We start from the raw sequence: 23775 nt of genomic DNA, 5'->3' as shown, positions 1-23775 counted from the left end.
ATAAAGGAAACCAATTACCTTTGTTAGAATTGTCGTCACGCTACGTTGTATATTGTAAAAGCTAAGTCACTAAAACTTAGATCTACCATTGTTAACACTCACAAACCTCGCTAATTCCTAGCGGGGTTTTTTTATGCCCAGTTCGATTTCTGAGGTTTGGTTTTCAGGTTAATCTATCAAAAACTTAGAATTAGAACATATAAACTAACGAACATCGGTTGATTCTTGGTTTAATTTTTGTTATATTTATATAATTTGTATTTGTTAGGTTAAATTCGTTTGACAATTGTTAATCGTACCGTCAGTTTTGCTTAAAAATTGATTGGGTAATTTGAATATATGAAAAAGATTATATTATTATTTGTTGTTTTGGCAAATTCTGTTTTGTTTGCAGATGACAAAAAGGATTCTTCCGTCTACTTTCGAGGTGTTAACCTAACAGTAGATTCCGCTACATTAAAGAATGGATTAACTATGCCAAATGCTTTGATCTTTAATAATTTAGTGGGTGGATCGACTAATTTTTCGATCCCTGCTACCAATTTATTTAAAGGTCAGGGAATTGAAATGGGAACAAATATGCGTCATAATGGCCTCCTCGGTACTGATATAGGAATTTCATTTGCAACTCTATTTGCTGATTCCAACTTTAGGACTGATTATTCAAGTTCATCCACTCGAATCGGTTTTGGCCCTACTGCAATGGTTTCAAGTAATGAATCTATCGCAATGAGAGAATATACATCCAATCGTCTGCAAACAGCAAACATTAAAATTGCTGAGAACATCTATCTGTTTCATGATTCGGGAAACAGATTTCTTGAAGGGTTGGCACTTCGACTTGGCGGTGAAATTTACGGAAACGAAGTCAAAACAAAAACTCCTTATAGTTTTAATTCTTCTAACGCAACTTTAAATGGAATGAACATAAGTACAGTTGGGATTAATGGATCATCTGTTAGTCAACTGACTTATAACGAAGCGTATTTAAATGCCGTAGTAGGACTTGGTTATAACTTAAAAATTGCTGAAGGACACAATATTAGTTTTGGTTATGAATATTTAAAAAGTGTTGCGAATTCAGGAAATTACGTAGACAAAACGAGGTCATTAACTGCTTTGACTACAAACATCCTAATTCCTGGTAATAGTAAAGTTAAAGGGAAAATAGATTCTGAGTTAGAGGGAAATCGGATTTCCGTTGGATACAGATTTGATGTTTCTGAAAACGTAAGTTTTGGGATTAGTTATTCGCATACAGAAGCTACCCACAAAGTTGTTGACAGTAAAATAAAGGGGGCTGGCAACATTTCAACATTATTTAGTGAAGGACTCTCAGGAAACATTAATCTAATTCCGCTTATACTAGGAAGTCAACCTGGCTTTGGTCCATTTCCGGAGAACAAAGACATTCGTAGACAGATTGGTATCAATATTGTTTATAAGTTTTAAACTTCTTCAGAATTCATTCTTGGTGAATCCAAAAATTATCATTTGATATTCACACTGAAATGTAGAAACCTCGCTACCAGCGGGGTTTTCTTTTTTTCAAGATGCATAACAGCACGAAAGTTTCCCGTTGTTCCGGGAAAAGGGCTTCTTAGTATTGGGTCGGCGCCTCCGTTTCCATTGGCATACAAAAATTTCTATCAATTCTGATTTTCCTTCTTCTGTCGTAAAATTTGAAACGGAACTCGTTCGTTATTTATGATCGTTACAAATCCACTTCGATGGGTATTGTCTATAGGATCCGTTCCCCGTTTTTCTCTGGATTGTTCCTTGTGATTTTTTAAATTTGGGATTTTTACTAACGGAGGTACATTTTGTTTCAGCACCTAATCTTCATTCTTTCTCTTATTTTTCTGACCCTTTCTTGTCAGGTAACTTCTCATCAGGTAAAACCCTTTGTTTTGGAGAAGGTGAGTGCCGAAATGCCACTTTCTCCAAAACCTAAAAACTGGGTTGAATTTCAAGTGGTCAAAGCAGCGGATTGGGAAGCATCACTTGCGGGACTTTTGGATTTGGACGATCCTAAGGCAAAAGCTGCTGGTTTAAAAGATCGTTTAGAACCTATTGCAATTTATTTTTACCTTATCAAACACCCAAAATACGGAACCTATATGATTGATTCTGGGATAGGAGAAAGTTTTACTAAGGGGAAGGATGATTTTCCAATCAATTCTATAGTGGAATCTCAGATGCATTTTGCGAAACTCAAAATCTTCGAAACAACCAAAACCTATCTGAGCAAAAACAAAATAGATGTAAAAGGAGTCTTTTTTACCCATTTACATTTGGATCATACACTTGGAGCCTCAGAACTAGAAAGGTCTGTTCCTTTTTATGTGGGACCTGGGGAGGTTACTTCCAAACAATTTATCAATCTCTTTGTCCAAGGTTCCACCAATCGTTTGTTAGGAAAAAATCCAAATTTATTTCAACTCGATTTTGGCAAAGAACCAAATGAAATTGGTATTTTGGATTTTTTTGGAGATGAAAGTTTTTTTGTGTTTTCTGTTCCAGGCCATACACCAGGAAGTTTAGCTTTTTATATTCCATCAAAAGACGGATCTCATTTGGTGCTAGGTGATTCTAGTCATACGAGATGGGGATGGCAAGAAGGAGTCACTCCTGGTGCTTTTACCTCAGATCATAAACTCAATCAAAAAAGTTTAGACTTTTTGAAGAGAGTGGAAGAATCCAACAAACCTAAGTTTGTTTATCCAGGCCATCAGGAAAGAATTTTAACTTCAGTAAAAAAATAGGATTTTGGAATTTTCTAATTTATAGAGCAAACTTTAAAACTGCCTAATTGAAAAATGGCAGTTGTGAGCTGTCAGGTGACTACTAACTCTCTACTATATAAGATTAATGAATGCCATTCAATCTCAAATCCAAAACTTTTACTTTACAAGCAGCATTGACTGGTATAGATTTTGTCAGAAATGCCTTTCTTTCGACTAACTCTGCTTTTTCTAATATTCGGAATTCATTCTCTTTCTGCCTTTCCCACCCAATCTCGGTTTACAACTTCCCTAAAAAATGAATCTGGGGAATACCCGATCGGATTTCATATGGAAATCCTCACTTTAACTCCGGACAAAAACTTAAGTTTTGAAGAAGTAAGAAAAACTAACTTATTTTCCGAAAGTAAGTCTCTTTCTCCAAATTTTGGATTCACTAAAAATATCTATTGGGTTCGATTTGAACTTCAAAATGAATCGAATGAACGTGATTGGTACATTCATGTATCCTATCCATTACTTGATAAAATAGAATTTTATGAAATGAAAGAAAAAACTTGGAAACAAGTGGTTACTGGGGACTCTTATGTTTTTTCGCAGAGACCACTTGAAGAAAAAAGTTTTATTTTTCCGATCAAACTTTATCCCAAAAGGAGTAATGTTTACTACTTTCGATTTGAGAGTGAAGGAACGGTTCAGTTTCCTATTTCCGTATATTCTCATGTAAGATTTTTAAAACTGAAAGAAAAGGAAAACTTATCTCTTGGAATTTACTACGGGATTTTGTTTGTACTTGTTATTTATAATCTTATTCTTCTGTTTATGTTAAGAGATTTTGGGTATTTGTATTATCTTTTGTATATTAGTTTATATGGTTTGTCTCAATCGGTTTTAAATGGATTGGCATATCAAATTTTTTGGCCGAACTCTCCTCATTGGGCAAATATCAGTTTGCCTTTCGTGGGTGGATTTTCTTTGTTCTGGGGTTTGCAGTTTACTAGAAGCTTTTTAAATACAAAAAAAAATACACCTACTTGGGATAAAATCATCTTTGTACTAATGGGGTTGATGTTGTTTTTAATGTTATCCTCTTTTGTATTTTCCTATTACGTAAATATATATTTATTAGCTACTCTTGTAATGTTGTTTGCTGTTTCGGTGTTTCTTGTTGCCATTGTTTGTTGGGATAAAGGTTACAAACCAGCTAGGTATTTTTTAATCGCTTGGGTTGCTCTTTTGTTTGGAGTTGGGATCTACTCTTTGAAGGGATTTGGAATTTTGCCAGCCAATATTGTAACTGAATATGGTTTGCAGGCTGGATCAGCCATAGAGATGTGTTTACTTTCTTTAGGGCTTGCCTATAAAATAAAACTGGCAAACTCGGAGAAAAATAAAGCCGAACGTAGAATGGTTTCTTATAAAGTCAAACTTCAGGATGCAAAATTGGTTTCCTCTCGGTTAGAAGTTGAATTATTAAAAAACAATATTCATCCTCATTTTTTACTAAATTCAATCAACGCAACCATCATTTGGTTGGATGAAGATCCTGAAACGGCAAAACAGTTGTTAACTGCTCTTTCTGACGAATTAAGGGCAATATTGAAATTAACAAACAAAAAAACAATTTCTGTTAGTGAAGAAGTAAGTATTTGTAAACGTTATTTGGAGATTATGAGTCTTCGCAAAGAATCTAAGTTTGAATTCAAAACAGAGGGAGTGAGTTCTAAGGATATGATCCCTCCTATTGTTCTTTTGACATTGGTTGAGAATGGTGTAACTCACGGGTATCAAGGTAAAAATTCTGGAGTTTTTACTTTAAAGAAAAAGAAAGATAAAAATAAAACCAAATACATTCTATTTAATGACGGGCTTCCTACAACAAAATCAGATTCGCTTGGAACAGGCATTAAATATATAAAATCTAGGTTACAGGAAGCCTTTCCAAATAAATGGGACTTTAGTTCCAAAGTGGTTACGGGTGGCTGGGAAAACACAATCACAGTTTTGGAGTGATTTAGTGCAACTCGCACCCGATTAGTGCAGTTCGCACCTTTTATTTTGTAATTTAATTCATTATCGTTACCCTTCCCAAAAGGATAAAATGATGAATACAAAAAAGATAATGATAACTTCTTTGTTATTGTCCGCGAATGTAAGTTTTGCGGAACCAATATTAAAAAAAGAAGATAAACCACCGGTAATACAAAATAACTCAGAGGAAGCTGCTAAATCCAGTGCCGAACTGGAAAAATATTATGCAAAACTGAAATACCCACCTGGTTTTTATGAAGGAGCATTCTTAGTTAGTTTTATGGGGGGTGGAACTCTTGCTCCCAGTGGTTCATTCATCAGTCATGAAAAAAACTATGATAATGTCCTCCAATATAAGGTTGTAAGAAAAGAAGTGGGCCAAGAATATTATCCGCAAACTGCGAATCAGGGTGATGGCGCGGGTTTGTATTTTAAACCGACATATACACCTGGAGTGGCTTCTCAATTTGATTTCGAATATGGTTGGAAAGAAAAAATTGGATTTGGTTTTACTGTGATGCAGAATTCAATGAAGGCCAAAAGACAAGATGTAATCCCTGGATTATCGTATTACAAGGAGATTGTGGATCCGGTTCCAAGAGAACGCACAATATATCGCGGTAATTCAATGAGTTTTCTTGCTACGTATCACCCCATTCCAAGAAACTTTTTTGATCCTTATCTTGTGGCAAGGGCTGGAGTTGTATCCTTTACGGGTGAGGCACATTCGGGGATCACTCATGATCGATTTGTTTATAGTAATCAAATCACTAGTGGAATCGGAAGTATCCTAGGAGTAGGTGCTGGTCTGAATATTTATTTAGGTCGTTACTTTGGTATCAAGGCTGAAGTTGATTATTATCGAGAGTTTTTGAAAGCAGACCAATTTTCGATGCGGACATTAAATTCTTACCAAGCAATGGTTGGTGTTTTTGTTAATTTATCTAATGTTCAATATCGAATGGAACAATACTAAAGGTTAGTTGAAACTTTGAGAATATTAATTGTAGAGGATGAAACTGTTGCTGCCAGAGGGTTAGAACGTATGATACGTGAGATTCTTGGTTCAAAAGTTTCTTCTCTGCGTATTGAAAAAAGTTTGATTGGTTCACAATGTTTCATTGAAGAGAATGAAATTGATTTATTGTTTTTGGATTTGAATTTGGATGGAGACATTGGATTTGATCTGTTAAAAGAAACATCGGCAGCCTCCTTTTTGACCATAATCACTTCTGGAAATACAACAGAAGCTATCAAGGCTTTTGAATATGGTGTTTTGGATTTTGTTCCGAAACCGATTACTAAGGAACGAATCTTAAAGGCAGTTCAAAAGTTTTATGCCAATAGGCAGGGTATCAAAACTAAATATATTGGAATCAAACAAGAAAACGATTTAAACTTGATTGCAACAAAGGATGTACTATACGTTCAATCATTCGATAAACGAATCAAGGTTTTTCAAAAAAATGGGAAAATGTTTGTGCATAACAAAAGTTTAGATTCGATTACTCGTATTTTGCCGAGTTATTTTTTCAGGATCCATCGTTCTTATGTTGTCAATAGCAAACAAATTAAAAAAATCATTACTTCTGCTGGTGGTTCCTACCAAATTGAGCTCACCACTGGGGTTAAACTCAAGATGGGAAGGAGTTATTATAAAGAGTTAAAATCTAAATTGTAATTCAATCTAAATACCAAATGGTATAACCGCTTGTAAGACAAATTCGTTTTTAGTTATGAATGTAAAAACGAGTTTTTGATTAGTCTCCGCCTTCCACAAAGAATATCATTGACCATGAACTTTTTTTCTTGGAAAATCCAACTCTATAACTTAGAGGGCTGCGTAGATATTGTTCACAAATATATCCAATCTGTCCGTCAGAAATACAAACTTTTTTAAAGTTACATGCTTCCTTTGTGTTTTGATTTGAATTTGTCTCATCGTATTCGTTTTTTACAAATTCCCAACTAAGCTGTGTTAAAATTTTTCCTTTGGTCGACGGTTTGTCGCGAACGTTAACAACACTGCCAGTGATGAGCGAATAAGAGTATTGGTCGATAGATTCGGGTGTTTGGTTGAATAGAAAGGGTGCTGACCAAATTTGATCTTTAAATGTGAAACCTAAGTTTACTGTTTGAGAAAGTTCGTTCCAGAATTCTGGATTTTTTGGGTTTTTGTTTAGGTTCCAATGTTTTATGAAATTGGTTTTCCCCATTCCTTCTTCGGAAAAAGCAAAAGAAATTTGGGGATCAATTACCGATTCAATGAATTTAAAGTTTTTTTCTTGGATTGCCTTTTCCAATTTTTGTTTGAACGAGAAAAAATCTTTGTCCTCTCTCGAAGAATCCGAGGGTTTCAAAGAGACCGGTTCAAATGGTTCGCATGGTAAAAGAGGAGAGTGGAAAAAAGATAAAAATAGGAAAAGAAATCCGATTCGTTTGTTCATTTCAGGTAAATTTAGGGAAATTACTTTAAAATAGTCAAATAAAAATATATGTAAATATTTAGCGGTTATGGAACTTCTGATCGAGTGATATTGGATTCACCACCTATTCCATTTGGAAATGGTTCGACTAACGCAATATTTTCTAGATTCACTCGTTAGTCGAAGTAAGGTGAATAAGTAAATTTTATAGATCCCAAAAGTAGAATCCACCTTTTGGTCGGTTGTTCACTTGGGTAATTTTACCGCCAAAATAGATTGTGTTTCTGGAAACAAAAGATTGGGAAACATTTCCTTCAGAAGGGATGTTTATGTTTAAAACATTTTTATTTAGAAAATCATAGAATACTAAACCAGGTTTTGGAGATCCATTGATGGTGGTAAAACTTCCACCGATGAATCCTTTTCCATTTTCTCCGATAGAAATTGTGGAAATAGTATTGTCTGTTGTTATCAATTGGTTTGTATATACGCCAGTGGTTCCATCAAAAGAACTAAATCTAGTGTTTGTTTGTGCGCCGATAGTGATAAAATCTCCTCCAATGTAAAATTGGTTTTGATAGTGAGCAATCGATTTAACAACTCCGTTGGGGGTAACGGAACTGGAAGGAAAGAGTAAGTTGTTTCCTGTTGTTAGATTTAATGCGGATAAAAAAGACGTACTTCCAGACCCTCCAATTGTTGTAAATATTCCTCCAACATATACTTTATCTTCCATTGGAAGGATGACCGATACGGTATTGTCAGCACCTGGATTCCAACTATCAAGTATTCCATTTGTAATTTGCAAACGTGCCAAGTTAGAACGTGACGATCCTGCAACATTGAAAAAACTTCCACCGGCATAGATATAATTATTATCTGTAGCGATATGGTTAATAGGTGAATCGAATGTAGGTGACATTCCTTCCAAAGAGAATGAATTTAAATTGAATGCAAAAAAATTGGTCCTCGTTTGGCTTAAAACGGATGTAAACGAACCACCAGCATAAAGAATATTGTTTTTTATATGTAAACTATTGATACTTCCATTCAATTGTAGATTAATATCTGTGGCTTTACCTGTGATCAAATCGATGGATCCAAATCCGTTTCGTTCTGCAACATTGACACTAGTAAAATATCCGGGAACTAGCACCTTGCTCCCGTCAGGTGAAAAGGCAATCCTTCCATTTGGGTAGGAAAAACTAGAACTGAAATTTGGATTCCAATCTGAGAAAATTGCTGATACTGGATCAATTGAAAAGCCATGCCGTCTGGGTTTGCCCAATACAGAACTAAAGTTTCCAAGGACATAAATTTTTCCGCCAAATTCGGTTATGGAAGCTATTGAATCACTTCCCAATAACTGTAAATCTTCACCACCCACCGCTCCAAAATTGTTATCTACTGCAGCAAAATGATTTCTTGTAGTAGATCCTAATAAATTAAAACTTCCAATTAAATATATTTTTGAACCTAAGATTGTAAGATCATCGACTAAACCATTGGGAGCTGGGTTCCAACTAGTAACGTTGCCATCCATTTCAAAAGATCTAGCATATGTAGGAGAAACTGCAGTAAAACTACCTCCTGCATAGATAACTTTATTATTAGAAGCATCTCTTCCCATTGCAATTGTACGGATAGCACCGGCAGAAATATTGGGAGAAAAACTTAAATTTGGAGATCCGGTTTCGTAAGAAATTTTTGAAAGTCGACCAATTCCACTTCCATTGATATTTAAAAATTGTCCTGCAACAAAGATTCCATCAGTGTCTGCAATTATCGATTCGACCGTTCCATCAGCGTTGGCGATCCAAGTTGTATCTAGAGTACCAGAGGTGCGATTCACTGCAGCTAAAAATCCACGAGCCAAACCATTCCATGTGGAAAAACTTCCTGCGATATAGATTTTTTCTCCAACTAACAATAGATCGCGAATATCTGCTCCGCCAGATCCCGTTCCTACATCAAAGCCTGTATCCAGTTTACAATTTGAATTGATATGAACTAGGTTTTGTTTGGCGATACCTTGGATATGGGTAAAATTTCCGGCTAGATAAAACCCTCCTTGTTCGTCAGAGATGGCAATATTGCTATTTGAGAGAACTTCTAGATAGGGACAAATTGCGGAATCAATCAAAGATCCATTGGTTGTATTTAAAATGGCAGCTCCACCTGTATTAGGGCCTAAAAATTGAAACGTGCCACCTAGATAAAGTTTGTTATCTTGGAGCGCCATAGCTTTGATTTCCACATTGGATTGGATTTCGCTATGAGCTCCCCAGATCGGTATGGGAGTCTTCGGGAACCCAGGCAAACAAGAGGGGGAACTATCGCTGATAAGAAACCGAACTATAGAAGCATTGAAAAAAGACTCAGATTTTGGATCGCAGGCGTTCGAAAGTTCAGGAGGTTTGCAAAGAATCAGAGCGCCAAGAAGAACAAAAAAATAAGAAATTTTGATCATTCGAACCATATATACTACAGTTACTAACGGATTTTTTTTTGTAAAGGAACACTGACAACCGTTATTTTGTATCTCATTCAAATCGAATGGTGATTTTGGGATTTCCCGAAATTAGTTTTATATAATATCCATTTTGGTACGTGGACGTAGTTCGGTTACTAAAATAGAAATCAGAATTCCAGAGATTGTATTTTATTTCTGTTTGCGTTGCTGATATAGGAGTTCTTTCGTAAGTATACGATGGTGAAGTGATACAAGTTGTACTGGTAACCCAGGAAATTTCAGTATCCGCTTCTTTCTGGATGAAAAAGAAATGAACTGGGGTTGGGTTATTGGAATTAGGGTTAGCGGCCGTGCCTTCAGGTGAAAAACGAAACCATTTTTTGTCATCTAGTGTTAGTTCCATTTGTTTGTTTTCTGTTTTTTTGAGTGTAAAGGAAGGGTGTTGGCAAGAGTTGGAATAGTAATTATCTGCGAAATTGAGGATAAAAAGTTGTAATAAAGGATCGTTTTCCTCTTCCAGTGGAGGTCTTTTGCCGCATGATGTTTGGAAAAAAAACAAAATTAGCAAAACTAGAATTTTAACCAATTGCAAAGATGATAAGCTATTAAATCTATTTATTGGAAATTTCATCAGTTTTGTCTAATTGTAATGAATGTTTGGTTATTTGAATTTAATTCGAGTCGGTATCTGTTAGTTTCTGCAGATTGAAAAGAAGCTTTTTCAATTTTGAACTTTAACTCTGTGGGTGTTTCTGAATGAGGAGTGAGTCCACTTGTAGACGGGGAAGAAAAATTTTTACAAGATGTCCAAGGTATCAAGCTGATGGAAGCGGAACTATCTTTGGTAACAATAAGAAAATAATCTCTTTTTTCTTCAGGGGGAGTCATGTTTCCGTTAGGTGAAAATTGAAACCAAGGTGAATTTTCTTTATTTAGAAAAATTTGGTAATCTTTCCCTTTTTCCACTATAAATTCTGCTACTGGACAATTGTTTATTATCGTTGGTAATACTGCAAATGCTAATGTGAGCAAATTCTCTTCTCGGAAATCTTTGGTTGTATCCAAATCTTCACATTGGGAAAAAATAAAAACTAGTAAGGAATAAAAAATAATTCTTTTTATCGAAATTGAATTTTTGTTTAGAAAGTATAAATTTAAAAACGATTTTTTATTCATCCTCATATAAGATATAAATTCTCTCTTTTCCCTTTTTGTCATTCACTAAACTCGTGTTTGTGTAAAAAAACACCAAACACGGTTTTTATTTAGAAAGTGAATTTTTTAATATTCTGAAAAATTAAGACACCTTCTCGTAGATTTCTCGTTCGATTTGAATCGAATGTGTTTTTAGGAATTCTGGCATCACAAACGCTTGTTTCTGGTATTCACTAAACACCAATGTTTTGGCATTTTCTAGACTTTGTTTGTCTTTCCAAGTGGCGACGGTTATGAAATGAATTTCGCCTGTTTCTTCTCGAATGAAAATTTGGTCTCCCAAAAAACCATCTAAGTTTTTGATAAAGTCACGATTGGCTTTGACTCTTTCTAAAAATATTTCTTTTGCTTCTTTTGGTAAACGGAATCGATCGATTAAAATTTGGTTCATTGTATCCTCAATTAGGTAATCCTATACCTTTACTATAGAAAGGATAACGGAAAGAGGTAAAAGAGAATTGTAAAAAATCAGAAAATGTTTGGGTTCACCAGTTTTGTGGACGTCGGAAAAATTCCTTTGGAGATGATCCTGTATACGCTTTGAATTCTTTGTTAAAATGGGATTGGTCAAAGTATCCTGCAGTTTGTGCTAAGTCCGTTAGATTTGTATGATTCGAATGGGAGGATATGACAGAGTGAATCCTTAATAGATTTGAATAATGTTTTAAAGTAGTTCCGATAGTGGTTTTGAATTTTTTCTCCAGGGAATCAAGGCTAATGGGAAGCCCTTGTTTGATATCCTTGATTTTGATGTTTCCCTTGGATATTTTGATTTTTAAAATTGTTTGTGTTATGATTGGGTCGATCATTTGCCTCTTCTTGTTTCCAATTAAAAAATTTTCGATTTGGACAATTTGTTCTGCATTTGATTTACAATCAAACAATTGTTCTTCGATCTTTTTTAGTTGGGGTCTTGGGATTATATCTTCTAAACTAACGGTTTTTCCGTAGAACTCGGAGATTGGTTCTCTAAAAAAAGCAAAAGCTCCAATTTCAGAAAGGATGACGAGCAGGGCGGAGGATTTTTTGGAATAGGTGATTGTCCTTGTTGTCTTTCGAAATCCGGCAAGACCCGCTCTCGGTAAATCGTAAAGGGAATTTGATTCTTCTGATTGTAAATTTCCTTGCATTTGGAAAGATAAAACAAGGTTGGGATTTGGGATGATCTGGTTTTGAATTCCATCCTCTGATTCTATGATTAGGTATTTTTGTACAAAGGGTTTTAGAGGTTCGGAGGGAAGAAAACTATAAACTTTCATACGTAAGATAAACCTCCCAAACAATCATCCATTCCTTCTGAAATTACTGTTTGTTGGAGGAGTGGCAACTCGAATTTTTTAGTAAATTTCTTTCGTTTGACAATTTATAAACGAATGAGAAATCTCATTTCCTGAAGAGAACTGCCAAATTGAAATCCCATATTACTTTACTCCAAGTTTGGTTATATCTCTTTCTTTGTTTTGTTTTTCCTTCTTGTAAGTTTCCCAGTTTGGAAAATGGATGTGATCCAGGTTCTGAATCTTTTCAGGATTTTTACTTAGCAAGAATCCTTGTGGATGATGATAGAGAATTTTGCGGATCCATTGCCCCAAACCGTAACATTTGCGAAATGGATTCTTTGGCAGTAATCCAACCTAGACGATGGAAATATGTATCAACCGAAATGAAAAAACAAGCGGCACTAGGTTCTTCTGGTGTTAGTTTCACAACCTTCACTCCATCATACACTGGCACTGCGAAATGGCTCGGTGGAATTCTAGCAAGTAATGGAAACATATACTCTATACCGTACAATCAATCCGACTTTCTTGTGATGGATCCGAATGCCAATTCTGCATCTGCTTTTCCGACTGGACTTAGTGGAACTGCGCAATGGGAAGGTGCAGTGATTGCACCAAACGGAAAAATATATGCGATACCCCGAGATGCAGATAAAATCTTAGTTATCAAACCGGAAACAAACGAAAGTTATACATTACAATCTCCTGAATCAGGATTGGGAAAGTGGAGGGGAGGAGTGCTTGCTCCCAACGGTCTCATTTACGGAATTCCTATGAGTTCTAGTAAAATCCTTGTGATTGATCCCAAAACAGATGTGGTTCGAACGATCGTTTCTCCACTGTCACAAACGAATATGTGGGAAGGAGGAATCCTAGCACCTAACGGCAAAATATATGCCTTCCCCGTTGATATTGATTCTATTTTTGTTTTAGATCCTTACTCCGAAAAGAGTTATGTAATTCCATCTCCTAAAACTGGGACAGGAAAGTGGAGGCATGGAGTTTTGGCACCTAACGGGAAAATTTTTGGAATTCCATCTTATGACTCAGAATTTTTAATTATCGATCCCAGTAATGATTCGCTTAGTTTATGGAGCTCTCCCGTATCTTCTGTATCTCCTAAATGGCGCGGTGGAATTTTAGCTGCCGATGGGAAAATTTTTACCATTCCTGCTGATATCGATCAATTCATTGCTTTTGATCCAGACACGCTGACCTCAACCACTTATAGCTCAGGAATATCCGGCGGTAATAAATGGGGTGATGCTGTTTATGCACATAATGGAAAGATATATACCATTCCACATACGGATGACCGTGTTTTGGTCATAAGTCCTGGTGCCAATGGAAAGATTTGTAATAGTTTATTGCAAAGTAGTTATTGGAATTTATACTAATATATTGGATTTTGAATCTTTCTAAAATTAAATTGACATAACTTAATTTAGCAATTAAAAAAATAGAATGCTATGGAAGGCTTCCGAGTTTTGGAAAAATGCATCACCTACTGAACTGTTAGATTTTTTCCAATCCATCGAAGAAGGTACGGATTTAAAATCTCTCGCTGACCATATGCTTTTGGAAGATGAGTTTTGCGATTTGGTTTTTGAATATTTATGGTTATTACGTTCAGAAGAAAATACAAAACATTTTCTGAATGATGAAAACCTAACCCCAGAACTTCTAATGAAGTTTATTTATTTTGGATATGGGAAACAATTTTTAACCGGTAATTTTGATTCTAACTCATATTTTTTACAAGTTCGGACTTTGTTTGGTTCTGCCCAAAGTTTACGAATTTTATCGTTAGCAGAAGAAATGGACAGAGATCCAACGTTAAAAATTCATCTTCTTTCTAATTTGGATCCTCAAACTTGGGAAGCTTATTTTGATATATTAGAAGAAAAGAATATGACAATGCAGACTCTTCTCGGAATATTCTCAAATCTTCGAGAAAACGAAATCCGTAAAATATTGTTAAATAGCCATACTCTTTATTATTATTTGCGAATGATGATGGTGTCCGGATCAAAAAAGTTAAACGAACAAACGCCGAAAGAAATGGAAAACCGCATTCGTTTGGAATCCATATTAGAATCCATTCGTATTTGGGAAACTTTTTGCCAGGATTTGGGGGAAAGATTCAATTTTAAGTCTGAAGCAGCTTTATCTCCAAACAAAAGAGATCCAGATAGGTTATCTCTTGTTTTGCGAGAATTAACAAAAGTTCCTTCTTTAGACAGAGAGGATGTTTTGGTTTATATGAAGTCGAATGGTGCAGTTCTTGATCTTTGGGAAGAAACAACAATCAAATCAGCACTTGGTAATTTTGATCGAGTTGGAAAATATTTCTAATAGCAAAAATTCTATCAGAACGAATTCTTTTTTTAGAAGAATTCGTTTCTAAAATCATAATTCTAATGTAAAACCAACGTTGATTTGGCGAAAAGGCCCGGGTTGGATCCCTGTTGGTAATCTACCGGAAACATATTGTTTGTCTTGGATATTCTTTGCATTGATAAACACCGACCATTTATCAGGTGATCGGTAACCTAAACTTGTATTCCACAACTCCACTTTAGGTATGATACCTTTGTTTCCGTCTTCAGATTCGTCTTTTGTGTTCAATAGATCCGAATATTGTTTTCCTATGTATTGGTATTCTAATCGTCCATAATACCCTTGTGGTGAAGATACACTTACAGCAAGAGTTATGGTTTCTTTTGGCACATAAGGTAAGTAGTTTCCTGTTGTATTTGTAGAAATGTATTGGTAATTGTTAACTGTATAAGCAGGGAGAATTTCAATTGTATCTTTTCCGTCGCTTGACTGTGAGACGGGAAATGGATTAAAACTTCTGGATTTTGCTTCAATCCGAGAGTAAATGAGTTCAATCGGAACCCTCCATTCCGATTTTTGCATTTTCGCGGGATCCCAAACAATTACTGATTCTCCTCCCGTGTGGGTTGAATAACCAGTGTTTGCTGGTCTTATTCCCGCTTCACCTCCAACTTCATTTACGTTGATGATTTGGTCTCGAAAGTACATTTTGTATCCAACTAGTTCTGTATACAAATAGGATGTAATGTCTCCTCTCACTCCTGTTTCATAATTTGTAGAAGTTTCAGGTTTTAGTCTATAATCATTTCCTTGAGGACTGAATGAAGTTCCAAAGGTAGGAGGAGAAAATCCTTTATGGGCTCCCGAAAACCAAATGAACTTTTTTGTGATATCATAAGTAATTCCCATTCCAGGAAGGATGATATGGGTTCTTGATTCGCTGGAACTACGGCGATTCACAGAAACGTCGTTTGGAAGAACGGCACCTAGTTGATAATCTTCGGTTGTGGCTTGCCTTCTAGTTGTGATTGCTTTTTGTCTTACTTCTTCAAACCTAATACCAGGAATGATTTTCCAATTTTCTGAAAGTAAAATTCTATCTTGAAAGTATGCAGCAAACGATTCAATTTTTCTTTCTTGTCGATTGAGATTAAAATTAGGTAAGGCGGTTTGTGCCAAATTGGTTACGAGTGAATCCTCTTGGATGATTGCTTTCGAAAGATAACCTAAAGGGTCGTCAGTTTTTTTGATATTCGTTTGTGTTAAATTGTTTTCTCCATGAATCCTAACACCTAAATCGGTTTCATGTTTGAGTCCAAAGGTAGAAAACTTTGATTCGAGTTTGGTTTCTACGCCACCCACCATAAAAGCTTGATCACGACTGAAATAGGAATCACGCATATAAATTGTATCACCGGGTCGGTTTCCGATGATACCAGGGGAATACGTACGAAGTGTATCCTGAGGTGCGTTTAGATAACCACCAGAGGAGGATTTACCAGATAAAAAATCTTGCCTGGCCCAGTTCCGTTCTGCTTGTGAAAAATAACCTCGAATGATGAGTGTGTGATCTTCTGCCAGTTTCCAGTTATGAGAAATCACCGTTTGGCTGCGATTCAGCTGTTTTTCATCATACTCAGCCGGATTGATTTTTGGATCCATTCGGAATAATCCTTGTGAGAGACCCAAATAAGTAGACTGAGCATTCTGAACATGATAACCTAACTTAATCGTCGTGTTATGGTTTTCATTCCAATCTTGAATCCATTTGATATTCCCTTCTGTAACATCAAATTTTTGGTAGTTTCGAAATCCATCTCCTTGTTTTCTAAGTAAAGAAACTTCAAAAGAACTTGAGTCAAAACTTTTCCCATAAGAATTGTATGTTGAAAAATATCCATTTTCACCTCCCACATTTTTTGTATAAAATGTAGATTCGGATGGTGGCCGTTTGGTGACAAAATTTACAATTCCCCCGATTGTGTTGGGACCAAATAAAATAGAACCAGATCCTTTAATGATTTCGATCCTTTCCATTCTTTCAATAGAAGGAGAATAATAACTTTCTGGTTGTCCGTAAGGAGAAAGAGAGGTAAGTATCCCATCTTCTAAAATTAAAGTTTTTCTGGATTCTTCATTGCTTACACCCCTGAAACCAATGTTTGGTGTAAGCCCTGCTGCGTCTTGGAAACGAACACTTGCGCCTGGTGTTCTTCTTAGAGCTTCCATGGGATCTGTAGGAGATGCTTCTTCCAGATATTTTTTATCAATGATGTAAGCAGATCCTGGTATTTTTTTTAGGTCTTCTTTTTTGCTACCAATGACATGAATTCCTTCATTTTTTTGTGGTTTTGAATCTTTTTCTTCCGAGTTTGTTTGGGAGAAGATGGGAAATCTCAAAACAAGTATGAGTAGAAAATATAAAGTAAATTTTCCGAATTCAGATTTCATCGAAGGAGTCCTTGCATGGGAGAAAAATTGATTTTGATCTTAGTTAGATCTTCATTAGGTGGAAATAATGGTTTTGCTGGTTTTCCGTTGATCGAAACAAAAGATTGAACATAAACAGGTACATTTTTTTCCCCTGATCGTTCGAATTCTTTTTTTTGTAAAAACTTTGCAAATTGTAAGATATGTTCTGGTTGGATGGTCATCATTCTATATTGGTAGTTGGTGAGAATATCCCTTGGATCAATGGGTTCTTTGTTCACCCAAAAAATCGCAGATCCCACTTTGTCGGCAACCATCACCTGCCAAGAAAACTTAATGGCTTCTTCTGTCCAAATCACCTGTCCAGGATAAAAGATATGCCGGAAAGGAATCACAATTTGTAACGTTAGATAGGTGAAGAGAAAGTATTCTTTAAATTCAAAAGGTTTTGTTTTTGTCTCTTGTTTTGGTTCTTTTTGAATTTTCGTTTCCACAGAAGTATTGAACTCATTTTTAAAAACTTTGTTTATCAAAACAATGGGCCAATGGGGATCAAAGAAGATAAGAGAGGATAAACTCATGACGATGGGAAATACACCGATGGGAAATAAAAAGGAGGTAAAGCTGTGAAAGAATAAAACAACAAGCCAAGCCGGAAATCGAAATCTTTTTGTACAAAGGAAAAAAGGAACACTTAAATCAAAGACCACACCAATCCAAGAAAACACATAAGCAGTTAAAGGAAGGCCAAGAATGGGATCGAGGAAAGGAAGTTTTCCTTCCGATTGGTACAACCACAGCTTTAGTGGGAGGGCTTCGAGTAGCCAATCTGGTTGGAGTTTGGCTACTCCTCCAAAAAAATAAATAAGTCCCATTTGTAATCGAAAGGTATAAAGCCAAAGTTTAGGAATTGGTTTCAGTGTTTGGATCCAATCCTTCCATTTCCATAAAGGGAGATTTCGTTCGCTTACGGGAGATAAGCACAATAAAAAACCAAGTAACGAAATTAGGTAATAATGATTCAAATAGATGGTAGCATCAGAAAAATGAAACCATGTGAATCCAATGGTAAAAACAAAGAGATTGAATCTAAGAAAGTATCCTAAAAAAATCCCAAGAGCCGTCAGGAAAAGAACACCAAATAATAGATAGGTGAAAACTGGAGGAAGTGGGTGAATCCATTCGAAGCCAAAATGTTTGAAGAAAAAGATAGGTTTGATGAAGTAGGAATGAATCCATCCATAATAAAAATATCTAAAGATAAGAATCGTTGTCGCAAACCCATAAGCAATGCGAAAGAAATGTAAGGAATAGGAAGGAACGTTTTTACGCAATTGATCAATCGCCATCATTTGAACTCACTCCAATAGTACCACCAAGGGAACTGATCACTTCTGTTGAGATGAGCACTCTGAGTTTTTTAAATTCATTTAACATAAGTTCTACATCACTTCCGCCCGTTAGAATTGCATTTTGAAAGGTTCCGTATTTTGTTTTTACCAAGGTTACCGCAGTCGTTGTAGTTCTGATTTGTGTTTTTAGTCTCGGGGTGACAGTTTCGCTTCGAAGGGCAAGAAATTGGTAAAACCCAGCTTCGCCTAAATCAGAAAAACCCTGTAAGTTCTTTAATAAAGAATCAAGGGCAAGGTTAGCATATGGTGTTTCAACTTTTGTGATATCTTTTACACCTAAATTGGTTGCCCGTAATCCTGAAGGTTCTGCAATTTTAATATCCACAATGGTGTTACAAAAAAATACCATTTGGTTGGTTAGTTCAGTCAGTCCATCTTTTGTGTTTGGATACTCGCGACTTCCTTTCCCTGCATTGGTAAAGGAATAATAAAATGAAGATGATTTTGATTTATCCCAATGAATGAGGAGTAGGCCTGTTTGGGTTTTGATGTCTTGGATGAGTTTGTTTAGATAGTTTTTTCGATTGTTATCCGCAAAAGCGGCATTCGTAGTTGTGGTGTTATCTTTAAAAAGTAAATACTCTGCGGCATCAAGGCCATCCACTCGTAATCCATTCGGTGTTAAATTGGATGTGATTTTGGATTCGATAGCGGTGGGATCAATGGGGAATGACCTAGAAAAACTATCCAAATAAAGATAAACATTGTATGGGATATAAGCCGGCCCAAAATAAGCCCATTCAATTTCTCTATATGCCAAATCGGCTTCGATCCATGCATTTCGAACTGCATTTAAATTAGTAACATCAGGGTTTGCTGTATAGGTCGTGGTGGCCGTTTGTAATGCAGACACTTTTGTATCTAAATTAGTATATTTCGGAATGATGAGTTTGTTTGTGATATCACTGAGTAAACTTGAAGTGCTATAGGTTCTAAAATAGGTGTCCACCAAACCAAGAATTTGTGCTCTTTCAGAAGCTTTGTCTGAATTCGCTCCACAGTTGTATAACAAAATGTAGAATCCGAAGGTTAGAATTTTTAATATAAGATTCAATGGTTTCATAAAGATTTTAAAAAACTGAGGACCTTTGTTCTAGATTCTTTGGGTAAAAGTTTATAATTGTTTTTACTTTGTTCCCCTTCGCCACCGTGCCATAGGATTGCTTCTTGAATTCCCCGAGCTCTTCCATCATGCATCAAAAGTTCATGGCCATTCACTCGTTCAATGAGCCCAAGCCCCCAAAGTGGAGTGGTCCTCCACTCATTCCCTGATGCTAAAAAATCAGAACGATTATCACTCAAGGCATCTCCCATATCGTGGAGAAGTAAGTCTGTATAAGGTCGTATTTCTTGGTTGGAAATTTCTGCAATGGAATGATCTCCCGTTTTTAATCTCGGGATATGGCAAGAGGAACATCCAATTTGGATGAAAAGTTCTTTTCCTTTTTTCACATCCTCTGATCTCCAACCACGTCTACCGGGAACACTCACAAGACTTGTGTAAAATGTAACACGGCTCAAACGTTCGTTAGAGATTTCTGGATTAGATCCATTTCCTGATGGGCTTGCTGTACATACAGTTTGTCCGGTGGCACAATTTTCACTGGGAAAGATGGGAGTTGTAAGACCAATGTCACCAAGAAAAGCACTTGCGTTTTGATGTGTTAGGTTGGGTTGGTTTGCTTTCCATCCAAACCGTCCGAGAAATGATTTTGCTTGTGTTGTATCCCAAACCAAGTTTGCCCTTCCTGAAATTCCATCTCCATTTGAATCATTGGCATCGACAAAAGAACGAATGGTAGATTCTGGAATTGCTTCCAAAAGTCCAAGCCCTGGGAGCATAGGTGCCGTTCTTGGTGAAATGAAATAAGATCCTGAAGGATTGTTTGTTGGATGATAGGCTTGGCCAGGATTTGCGACATTAATTTGTGTGGCGCCGCCTCCCACATTCCAAGTGATTGTATAACTTGGTTTCCGTAGAGAATATGATTCTCCATCGGGAAAATTTCCTGGTTCTTCTGTATAAGTAATGTTAGCTGTTCCTTCTTTGGGAATTTGAGTTCCTGTTCCAAATTCTAAAATTCCTTCGGTATTCAATTGGGTGCCAAAGTTTGTCATAGGAAGTGGGCCACCAGTCGTTGGATTGGATCCAGAAACACTCAAACGAATGAGCATTGATGAGAAACTAGTTCCATCTGCTGGAGGTCGACCTCGTCCATCTTTGACATGGCAACCTTGGCACGAACGGTTGTTAAAGACAGGCCCAAGTCCTGCCACAGATGAGTTTCCAGTAGGAAGCCAAGTGCGATTGAAGTTTGCATTTCCATCTTGGAAATCGATAGAACGTCTAGGATCCACAACATTGGCGGCTTCTAAATCAAATGCAGATTCCGTAGAATCAAAGGTGGTAGTATCACCACCACTAAATTGTTCACAGGGATCATTTAAAAAATCTCCCGTAGAACAGGAGGGAGAAGAAAGAATGGCAGATAGAATGATGGCAGTGTTTAGGTTTTTTTCATCTTCATTTTTTTTGCATTGGAGATGGAATCCGAGACTTATGATTAGGATAAGGTGTTTTAATTTCATTTTTATGTTTTTCAATTATTCGAGAACTAAACCGTCGTCTCCAATCGAGACACCAAAGTTTGCGGCAGACCGTTGTAGTGCTTTTGCAATTTCTTGTACTGCTGGTTGGATTTGGTAACGGAAGAGGTTGTAGTCGGCGTTTTCTGTTGCAGAACCAGAGACGTTCACTGTCGCAATCATACGATCGAACCGACTGGAAATAATGGAACTATTACAAGCTTGGTTTAAGGAAACATCTTCTGTGAATTCATTTAGGCAAAATAATTCTGCAGTAGCAATTCTTTCCTTGATATAACTCGATTCATTGCCTAGTAGATTTTTTAAGCCATAACCATTAATGGTTTGAGAACCTGTGTAAGTTCCGTTAAAAAGGTTATCTAGTCCCTTGGCGTCATAATAAAAGTCAGCTTTTGTATTGTCTGAAAAACAAGAATGTTCTTCTTCTTGTTCTCCACCGAAAACTCCTGTCATCCTTTCTCCGCCCCATTCTCCACCGGAAAATCTTGCAATCCCACGTAATACATTTTCAAAAGAAGTGGAAGTAGATTTAAATTTAGAAACATAGGAAGTGGAAAGAGAAGGATCCCAGGCATTTTTCAATTGAAGGAGATGGTTTTCCAAAATCTCTGTAGAATACAAAAGATAAGCCGATCGTTTCGCTTGTGCATTTCCCGCTCCATTTGCTGTTGTGAAGTTGGTCTGAGTAATTGTATTTCCTGGTGTGAAATTGTTTGGTGCATCTGCTCCCCATAACAAGTATTCAATGGCATGCCAACCTACAGAAATATTTTTTGCAGAATCTCCATCGGGGCAAGTTCCAGTAGCGCAATCACCTTCATTTGCATCAATTAATCCTTGTTTTGTGATTGTACCTGTCAGTACAACTGAATCAATGTATCCTTCATCCAGTGGCCAAGCGTTCACAAGCGGTTCGATTTCTACGCCACCAGTCAGTGCCGGATTGTCAATTGGCCCCTGGCTGAAACGAAAGATTTCTGTTTGGAGATAACTTCGGCGAGCTTTTCTCCAATAGGTTTTGATTTCATTTAGCTCGGCAAGGGTAGGGGATGCTTTCGCTGTAAAAGCAGATACTTTTTGTCTTAACGCGACGACATCTGTGTAGGCATCGCTATAATTTTGGAAAGCGATCTGCGAATAGGTTTCCAAAAATGCAGTTTGGTTGGGACCACTTGCGGCCAAGACCAACGCTGCTAACATATTTGTTTTTGTGTTTTCTGTTTCGGGGGTACAGTCATTTAATACAAGACCAAGTGAAAGTACGAGCGTCAGAGTTCGTTTCATGTTCATATGAGTTTCTCTCCTCTATCTAAATGAGAATAATTCTCATTATTAATTAAACAACGTTCATAACGTCCTCTACGGCGGCAATATGATTTATTTTGTATCTGATTGATTTTTATCAGGGCAGGATATGGAGAGGATCGTGAACTTTGTTCAAAAAATCTCAGTGGTTCGGAAATAAATTATTTGACACTCGTTCAAAAAGTCATGAAATTGTGGCAATTGTATAAAATATGTTAAAAATGTTCCGATTGGGAGGAAATATGAACGTAAAAATAGCAAAAGGACTGGTATTGTCACTGGTTTTCGCAGGATCGCTTTCTGCACAAACTCAAAGCCAGATGTTCCAAAGAGTAGGGGTCGTGGGAGATTCCCTTAGCCAAGGATTCTTTGGAGTTACGGTTGAGAAAAAAACGCAAGATTGGGCTTATCCGGTTCTTGTGAGCAAACAAGCAGGTGCCACTGTTTCTTACAATGTCCTCAAAGGGCCTTATGTAAATTTAGAAGATGTACTCAAATGGAACTGTGGTATTTTCTGTATTGCGGAAAGTATCATTGGTGGAAATGCATCCACAGTTTCTCTTCCCACTCACGCAGGGATCACGGGAGCTGAGTATACTAGCCTACTCAAAACTTCCGGTAAATGCGAAGACATCACTGCCACCAAACAAGAAAAAGAATGGTACTGGGAAAAATGGTATTGGTACACTTACCGTTGGGTGACTGTTGCTGATTGCCAAGAACCTGATAAATTCCATCGTTTTGGACTGAGAGATGCGGGAACACAAACCCAAGTGATGGAAAAAGTAAAACCAACTTTCCTCTTTGGATCGGCTGGTGCGAACCACGTACTTTGTACTGCATTACATACATCCACTGATTGTTTGGATGAAACCAGATTCAAAAGAGACATCCGTGAATTTTTCCGCAGAATGTCTGTTATGGGAAGTTTGCAAGGTGGAGTTCTTTTTACCGTTCCTAACGTAACTTCAATTGCTTTCTTAGAAAATTATAAAGATCCAAATGGTCGTGCGAACTATACAGGTTTAAAAGCATTTTTTAGAAACTCTGTATCAGATCCTAACCAAGTTTTGGATGCCAATGAAATCGCTTCCATTTCCACTTTCCTTACTATGTTAAACAACGAAATCAAAGCACAAGCTGCAACTATGCGATTTGCGGTGGCTGATTTAAAAGTGATTTTTGATGATTTAAAAGAAAATGGAAGACCTATCCGTAGTGCTGATGGTTGGTCTCCAGGAAATGCTCGTGCCAATTGGCCACTTCCTAACCAACCAGGTGTGTTTGGATTAGATGGTGTTCACCCGAATATGTATGGTCACTCTTTGTTTGCAAATGAATTGATCAAAGCAATTAACACTCGTTATGGATATTCAATCCCGCAAGTGAGTGAATACACTGCTTGGTATTACGATTCCCTCAATAGAAACCCTGTAGACCTAAAAAAATTCCTAACAGAGAATATCTTTGGTCAGGCAATTTCTTGGGTAGTTTCTATCTTTACTTAAGAGG

General features: G+C 36.7%; 19 protein-coding genes. 8 read left to right on the top strand and 11 right to left on the bottom strand.

Features of this window, described 5'->3' with window-relative positions:
• The first annotated feature begins 339 nt into the window (after positions 1-339).
• From EHQ70_RS05705 to EHQ70_RS05685, 5 genes are all read left to right on the top strand, one after another.
• Positions 340-1452, top strand: coding sequence for a hypothetical protein (locus tag EHQ70_RS05705; protein ID WP_135584281.1), 1113 nt, complete (start codon positions 340-342; stop codon positions 1450-1452).
• A gap of 371 nt (positions 1453-1823) precedes the next feature.
• Positions 1824-2765: an MBL fold metallo-hydrolase gene (locus tag EHQ70_RS05700; RefSeq protein ID WP_135584279.1), complete on the top strand. Its 942-nt coding sequence runs from the start codon at positions 1824-1826 to the stop codon at positions 2763-2765.
• Positions 2766-3074: 309 nt separating this feature from the next.
• Positions 3075-4757, top strand: coding sequence for a 7TM diverse intracellular signaling domain-containing protein (locus EHQ70_RS05695; protein ID WP_208729495.1), 1683 nt, complete (start codon positions 3075-3077; stop codon positions 4755-4757).
• Between the two features lie 88 nt (positions 4758-4845).
• Positions 4846-5751, top strand: coding sequence for a hypothetical protein (locus EHQ70_RS05690; RefSeq protein ID WP_244288228.1), 906 nt, complete (start codon positions 4846-4848; stop codon positions 5749-5751).
• A 15-nt stretch (positions 5752-5766) separates the two neighbouring features.
• Positions 5767-6456, top strand: coding sequence for a LytR/AlgR family response regulator transcription factor (locus EHQ70_RS05685; protein WP_135584273.1), 690 nt, complete (start codon positions 5767-5769; stop codon positions 6454-6456).
• A gap of 79 nt (positions 6457-6535) precedes the next feature.
• On the opposite strand, the gene EHQ70_RS05680 is transcribed toward EHQ70_RS05685, so the two are convergent.
• From EHQ70_RS05680 to EHQ70_RS05655, 6 genes are all read right to left on the bottom strand, one after another.
• A complete protein-coding gene (locus EHQ70_RS05680) occupies positions 6536-7135 on the bottom strand; it encodes an SH3 domain-containing protein (RefSeq protein WP_244288227.1) in 600 nt (199 codons plus the stop codon).
• Between the two features lie 271 nt (positions 7136-7406).
• Complete coding sequence (locus EHQ70_RS05675; RefSeq protein ID WP_167481691.1) at positions 7407-9671, bottom strand: hypothetical protein; 2265 nt, start codon at positions 9669-9671, stop codon at positions 7407-7409.
• A gap of 73 nt (positions 9672-9744) precedes the next feature.
• Entirely contained in the window at positions 9745-10077 is a 333-nt protein-coding gene (locus EHQ70_RS18615; protein ID WP_135778267.1) for a hypothetical protein, read from the bottom strand.
• A 227-nt stretch (positions 10078-10304) separates the two neighbouring features.
• Positions 10305-10739: a hypothetical protein gene (locus tag EHQ70_RS05665; RefSeq protein ID WP_135584266.1), complete on the bottom strand. Its 435-nt coding sequence runs from the start codon at positions 10737-10739 to the stop codon at positions 10305-10307.
• A 232-nt stretch (positions 10740-10971) separates the two neighbouring features.
• Positions 10972-11280: an antibiotic biosynthesis monooxygenase family protein gene (locus tag EHQ70_RS05660; protein ID WP_135584264.1), complete on the bottom strand. Its 309-nt coding sequence runs from the start codon at positions 11278-11280 to the stop codon at positions 10972-10974.
• A gap of 94 nt (positions 11281-11374) precedes the next feature.
• Positions 11375-12148: a helix-turn-helix transcriptional regulator gene (locus EHQ70_RS05655; RefSeq protein ID WP_135584262.1), complete on the bottom strand. Its 774-nt coding sequence runs from the start codon at positions 12146-12148 to the stop codon at positions 11375-11377.
• Between the two features lie 149 nt (positions 12149-12297).
• Between EHQ70_RS05655 and EHQ70_RS05650 the strand changes: the two genes are divergently transcribed.
• Both EHQ70_RS05650 and EHQ70_RS05645 read left to right on the top strand, forming a co-directional pair.
• Positions 12298-13566, top strand: coding sequence for an NHL repeat-containing protein (locus tag EHQ70_RS05650; protein ID WP_244288226.1), 1269 nt, complete (start codon positions 12298-12300; stop codon positions 13564-13566).
• A 67-nt stretch (positions 13567-13633) separates the two neighbouring features.
• Entirely contained in the window at positions 13634-14524 is an 891-nt protein-coding gene (locus EHQ70_RS05645; RefSeq protein ID WP_135584260.1) for an LBF_1199 family protein, read from the top strand.
• 54 nt (positions 14525-14578) lie between these two features.
• On the opposite strand, the gene EHQ70_RS05640 is transcribed toward EHQ70_RS05645, so the two are convergent.
• The 5 genes from EHQ70_RS05640 to EHQ70_RS05620 are packed head-to-tail and all read right to left on the bottom strand — an operon-like array spanning position 14579 to position 22242.
• Complete coding sequence (locus EHQ70_RS05640; protein ID WP_244288225.1) at positions 14579-16960, bottom strand: TonB-dependent receptor family protein; 2382 nt, start codon at positions 16958-16960, stop codon at positions 14579-14581.
• A complete protein-coding gene (locus EHQ70_RS05635; RefSeq protein ID WP_135584389.1) occupies positions 16957-18288 on the bottom strand; it encodes an HTTM domain-containing protein in 1332 nt (443 codons plus the stop codon). The genes EHQ70_RS05640 and EHQ70_RS05635 overlap by 4 nt, the downstream gene beginning before the upstream one ends.
• Positions 18278-19414, bottom strand: coding sequence for an imelysin family protein (locus tag EHQ70_RS05630; RefSeq protein ID WP_135584258.1), 1137 nt, complete (start codon positions 19412-19414; stop codon positions 18278-18280). Before EHQ70_RS05630 ends, EHQ70_RS05635 begins: the two co-directional genes overlap by 11 nt.
• Positions 19411-20940 carry a di-heme oxidoreductase family protein gene (locus EHQ70_RS05625; protein ID WP_135584256.1) on the bottom strand — a complete coding sequence of 510 codons (1530 nt, stop codon included), beginning with the start codon at positions 20938-20940 and terminating at the stop codon, positions 19411-19413. Before EHQ70_RS05625 ends, EHQ70_RS05630 begins: the two co-directional genes overlap by 4 nt.
• Positions 20941-20955: 15 nt before the next feature.
• Positions 20956-22242 carry an imelysin family protein gene (locus EHQ70_RS05620; protein WP_244288223.1) on the bottom strand — a complete coding sequence of 429 codons (1287 nt, stop codon included), beginning with the start codon at positions 22240-22242 and terminating at the stop codon, positions 20956-20958.
• 263 nt (positions 22243-22505) lie between these two features.
• Here EHQ70_RS05620 and EHQ70_RS05615 point away from each other — a divergent pair, with 263 nt between their 5' ends.
• Positions 22506-23771 (top strand): hypothetical protein, encoded by a 1266-nt coding sequence (locus tag EHQ70_RS05615; RefSeq protein WP_425270014.1) that lies wholly within the window; start codon positions 22506-22508, stop codon positions 23769-23771.
• Positions 23772-23775: the final 4 nt, after the last annotated feature.

It is taken from the genome of Leptospira congkakensis, assembly GCF_004770265.1.
Taxonomy (GTDB): Bacteria; Spirochaetota; Leptospiria; order Leptospirales; family Leptospiraceae; genus Leptospira_A; species Leptospira_A congkakensis.
Note: the sequence above shows the minus strand (reverse complement) of the source record. Positions and strands in the feature narration are given on the sequence as shown.

Bases quoted from the DNA above. Each gene is read 5' to 3' on its own strand.
- EHQ70_RS05705 (WP_135584281.1), top strand. From the start codon at position 340: ATGAAAAAGATTATATTATTATTTGTTGTTTTGGCAAATTCTGTTTTG.
- EHQ70_RS05695 (WP_208729495.1), top strand. From the start codon at position 3,075: ATGGAAATCCTCACTTTAACTCCGGACAAAAACTTAAGTTTTGAAGAA.
- EHQ70_RS05690 (WP_244288228.1), top strand. From the start codon at position 4,846: ATGATGAATACAAAAAAGATAATGATAACTTCTTTGTTATTGTCCGCG.
- EHQ70_RS05675 (WP_167481691.1), bottom strand. From the start codon at position 9,671: ATGATCAAAATTTCTTATTTTTTTGTTCTTCTTGGCGCTCTGATTCTT.
- EHQ70_RS18615 (WP_135778267.1), bottom strand. From the start codon at position 10,077: ATGGAACTAACACTAGATGACAAAAAATGGTTTCGTTTTTCACCTGAA.
- EHQ70_RS05660 (WP_135584264.1), bottom strand. From the start codon at position 11,280: ATGAACCAAATTTTAATCGATCGATTCCGTTTACCAAAAGAAGCAAAA.
- EHQ70_RS05655 (WP_135584262.1), bottom strand. From the start codon at position 12,148: ATGAAAGTTTATAGTTTTCTTCCCTCCGAACCTCTAAAACCCTTTGTA.
- EHQ70_RS05645 (WP_135584260.1), top strand. From the start codon at position 13,634: ATGCTATGGAAGGCTTCCGAGTTTTGGAAAAATGCATCACCTACTGAA.
- EHQ70_RS05640 (WP_244288225.1), bottom strand. From the start codon at position 16,960: ATGAAATCTGAATTCGGAAAATTTACTTTATATTTTCTACTCATACTT.
- EHQ70_RS05635 (WP_135584389.1), bottom strand. From the start codon at position 18,288: ATGGCGATTGATCAATTGCGTAAAAACGTTCCTTCCTATTCCTTACAT.
- EHQ70_RS05630 (WP_135584258.1), bottom strand. From the start codon at position 19,414: ATGAAACCATTGAATCTTATATTAAAAATTCTAACCTTCGGATTCTAC.
- EHQ70_RS05625 (WP_135584256.1), bottom strand. From the start codon at position 20,940: ATGAAATTAAAACACCTTATCCTAATCATAAGTCTCGGATTCCATCTC.
- EHQ70_RS05620 (WP_244288223.1), bottom strand. From the start codon at position 22,242: ATGAAACGAACTCTGACGCTCGTACTTTCACTTGGTCTTGTATTAAAT.
- EHQ70_RS05615 (WP_425270014.1), top strand. From the start codon at position 22,506: ATGAACGTAAAAATAGCAAAAGGACTGGTATTGTCACTGGTTTTCGCA.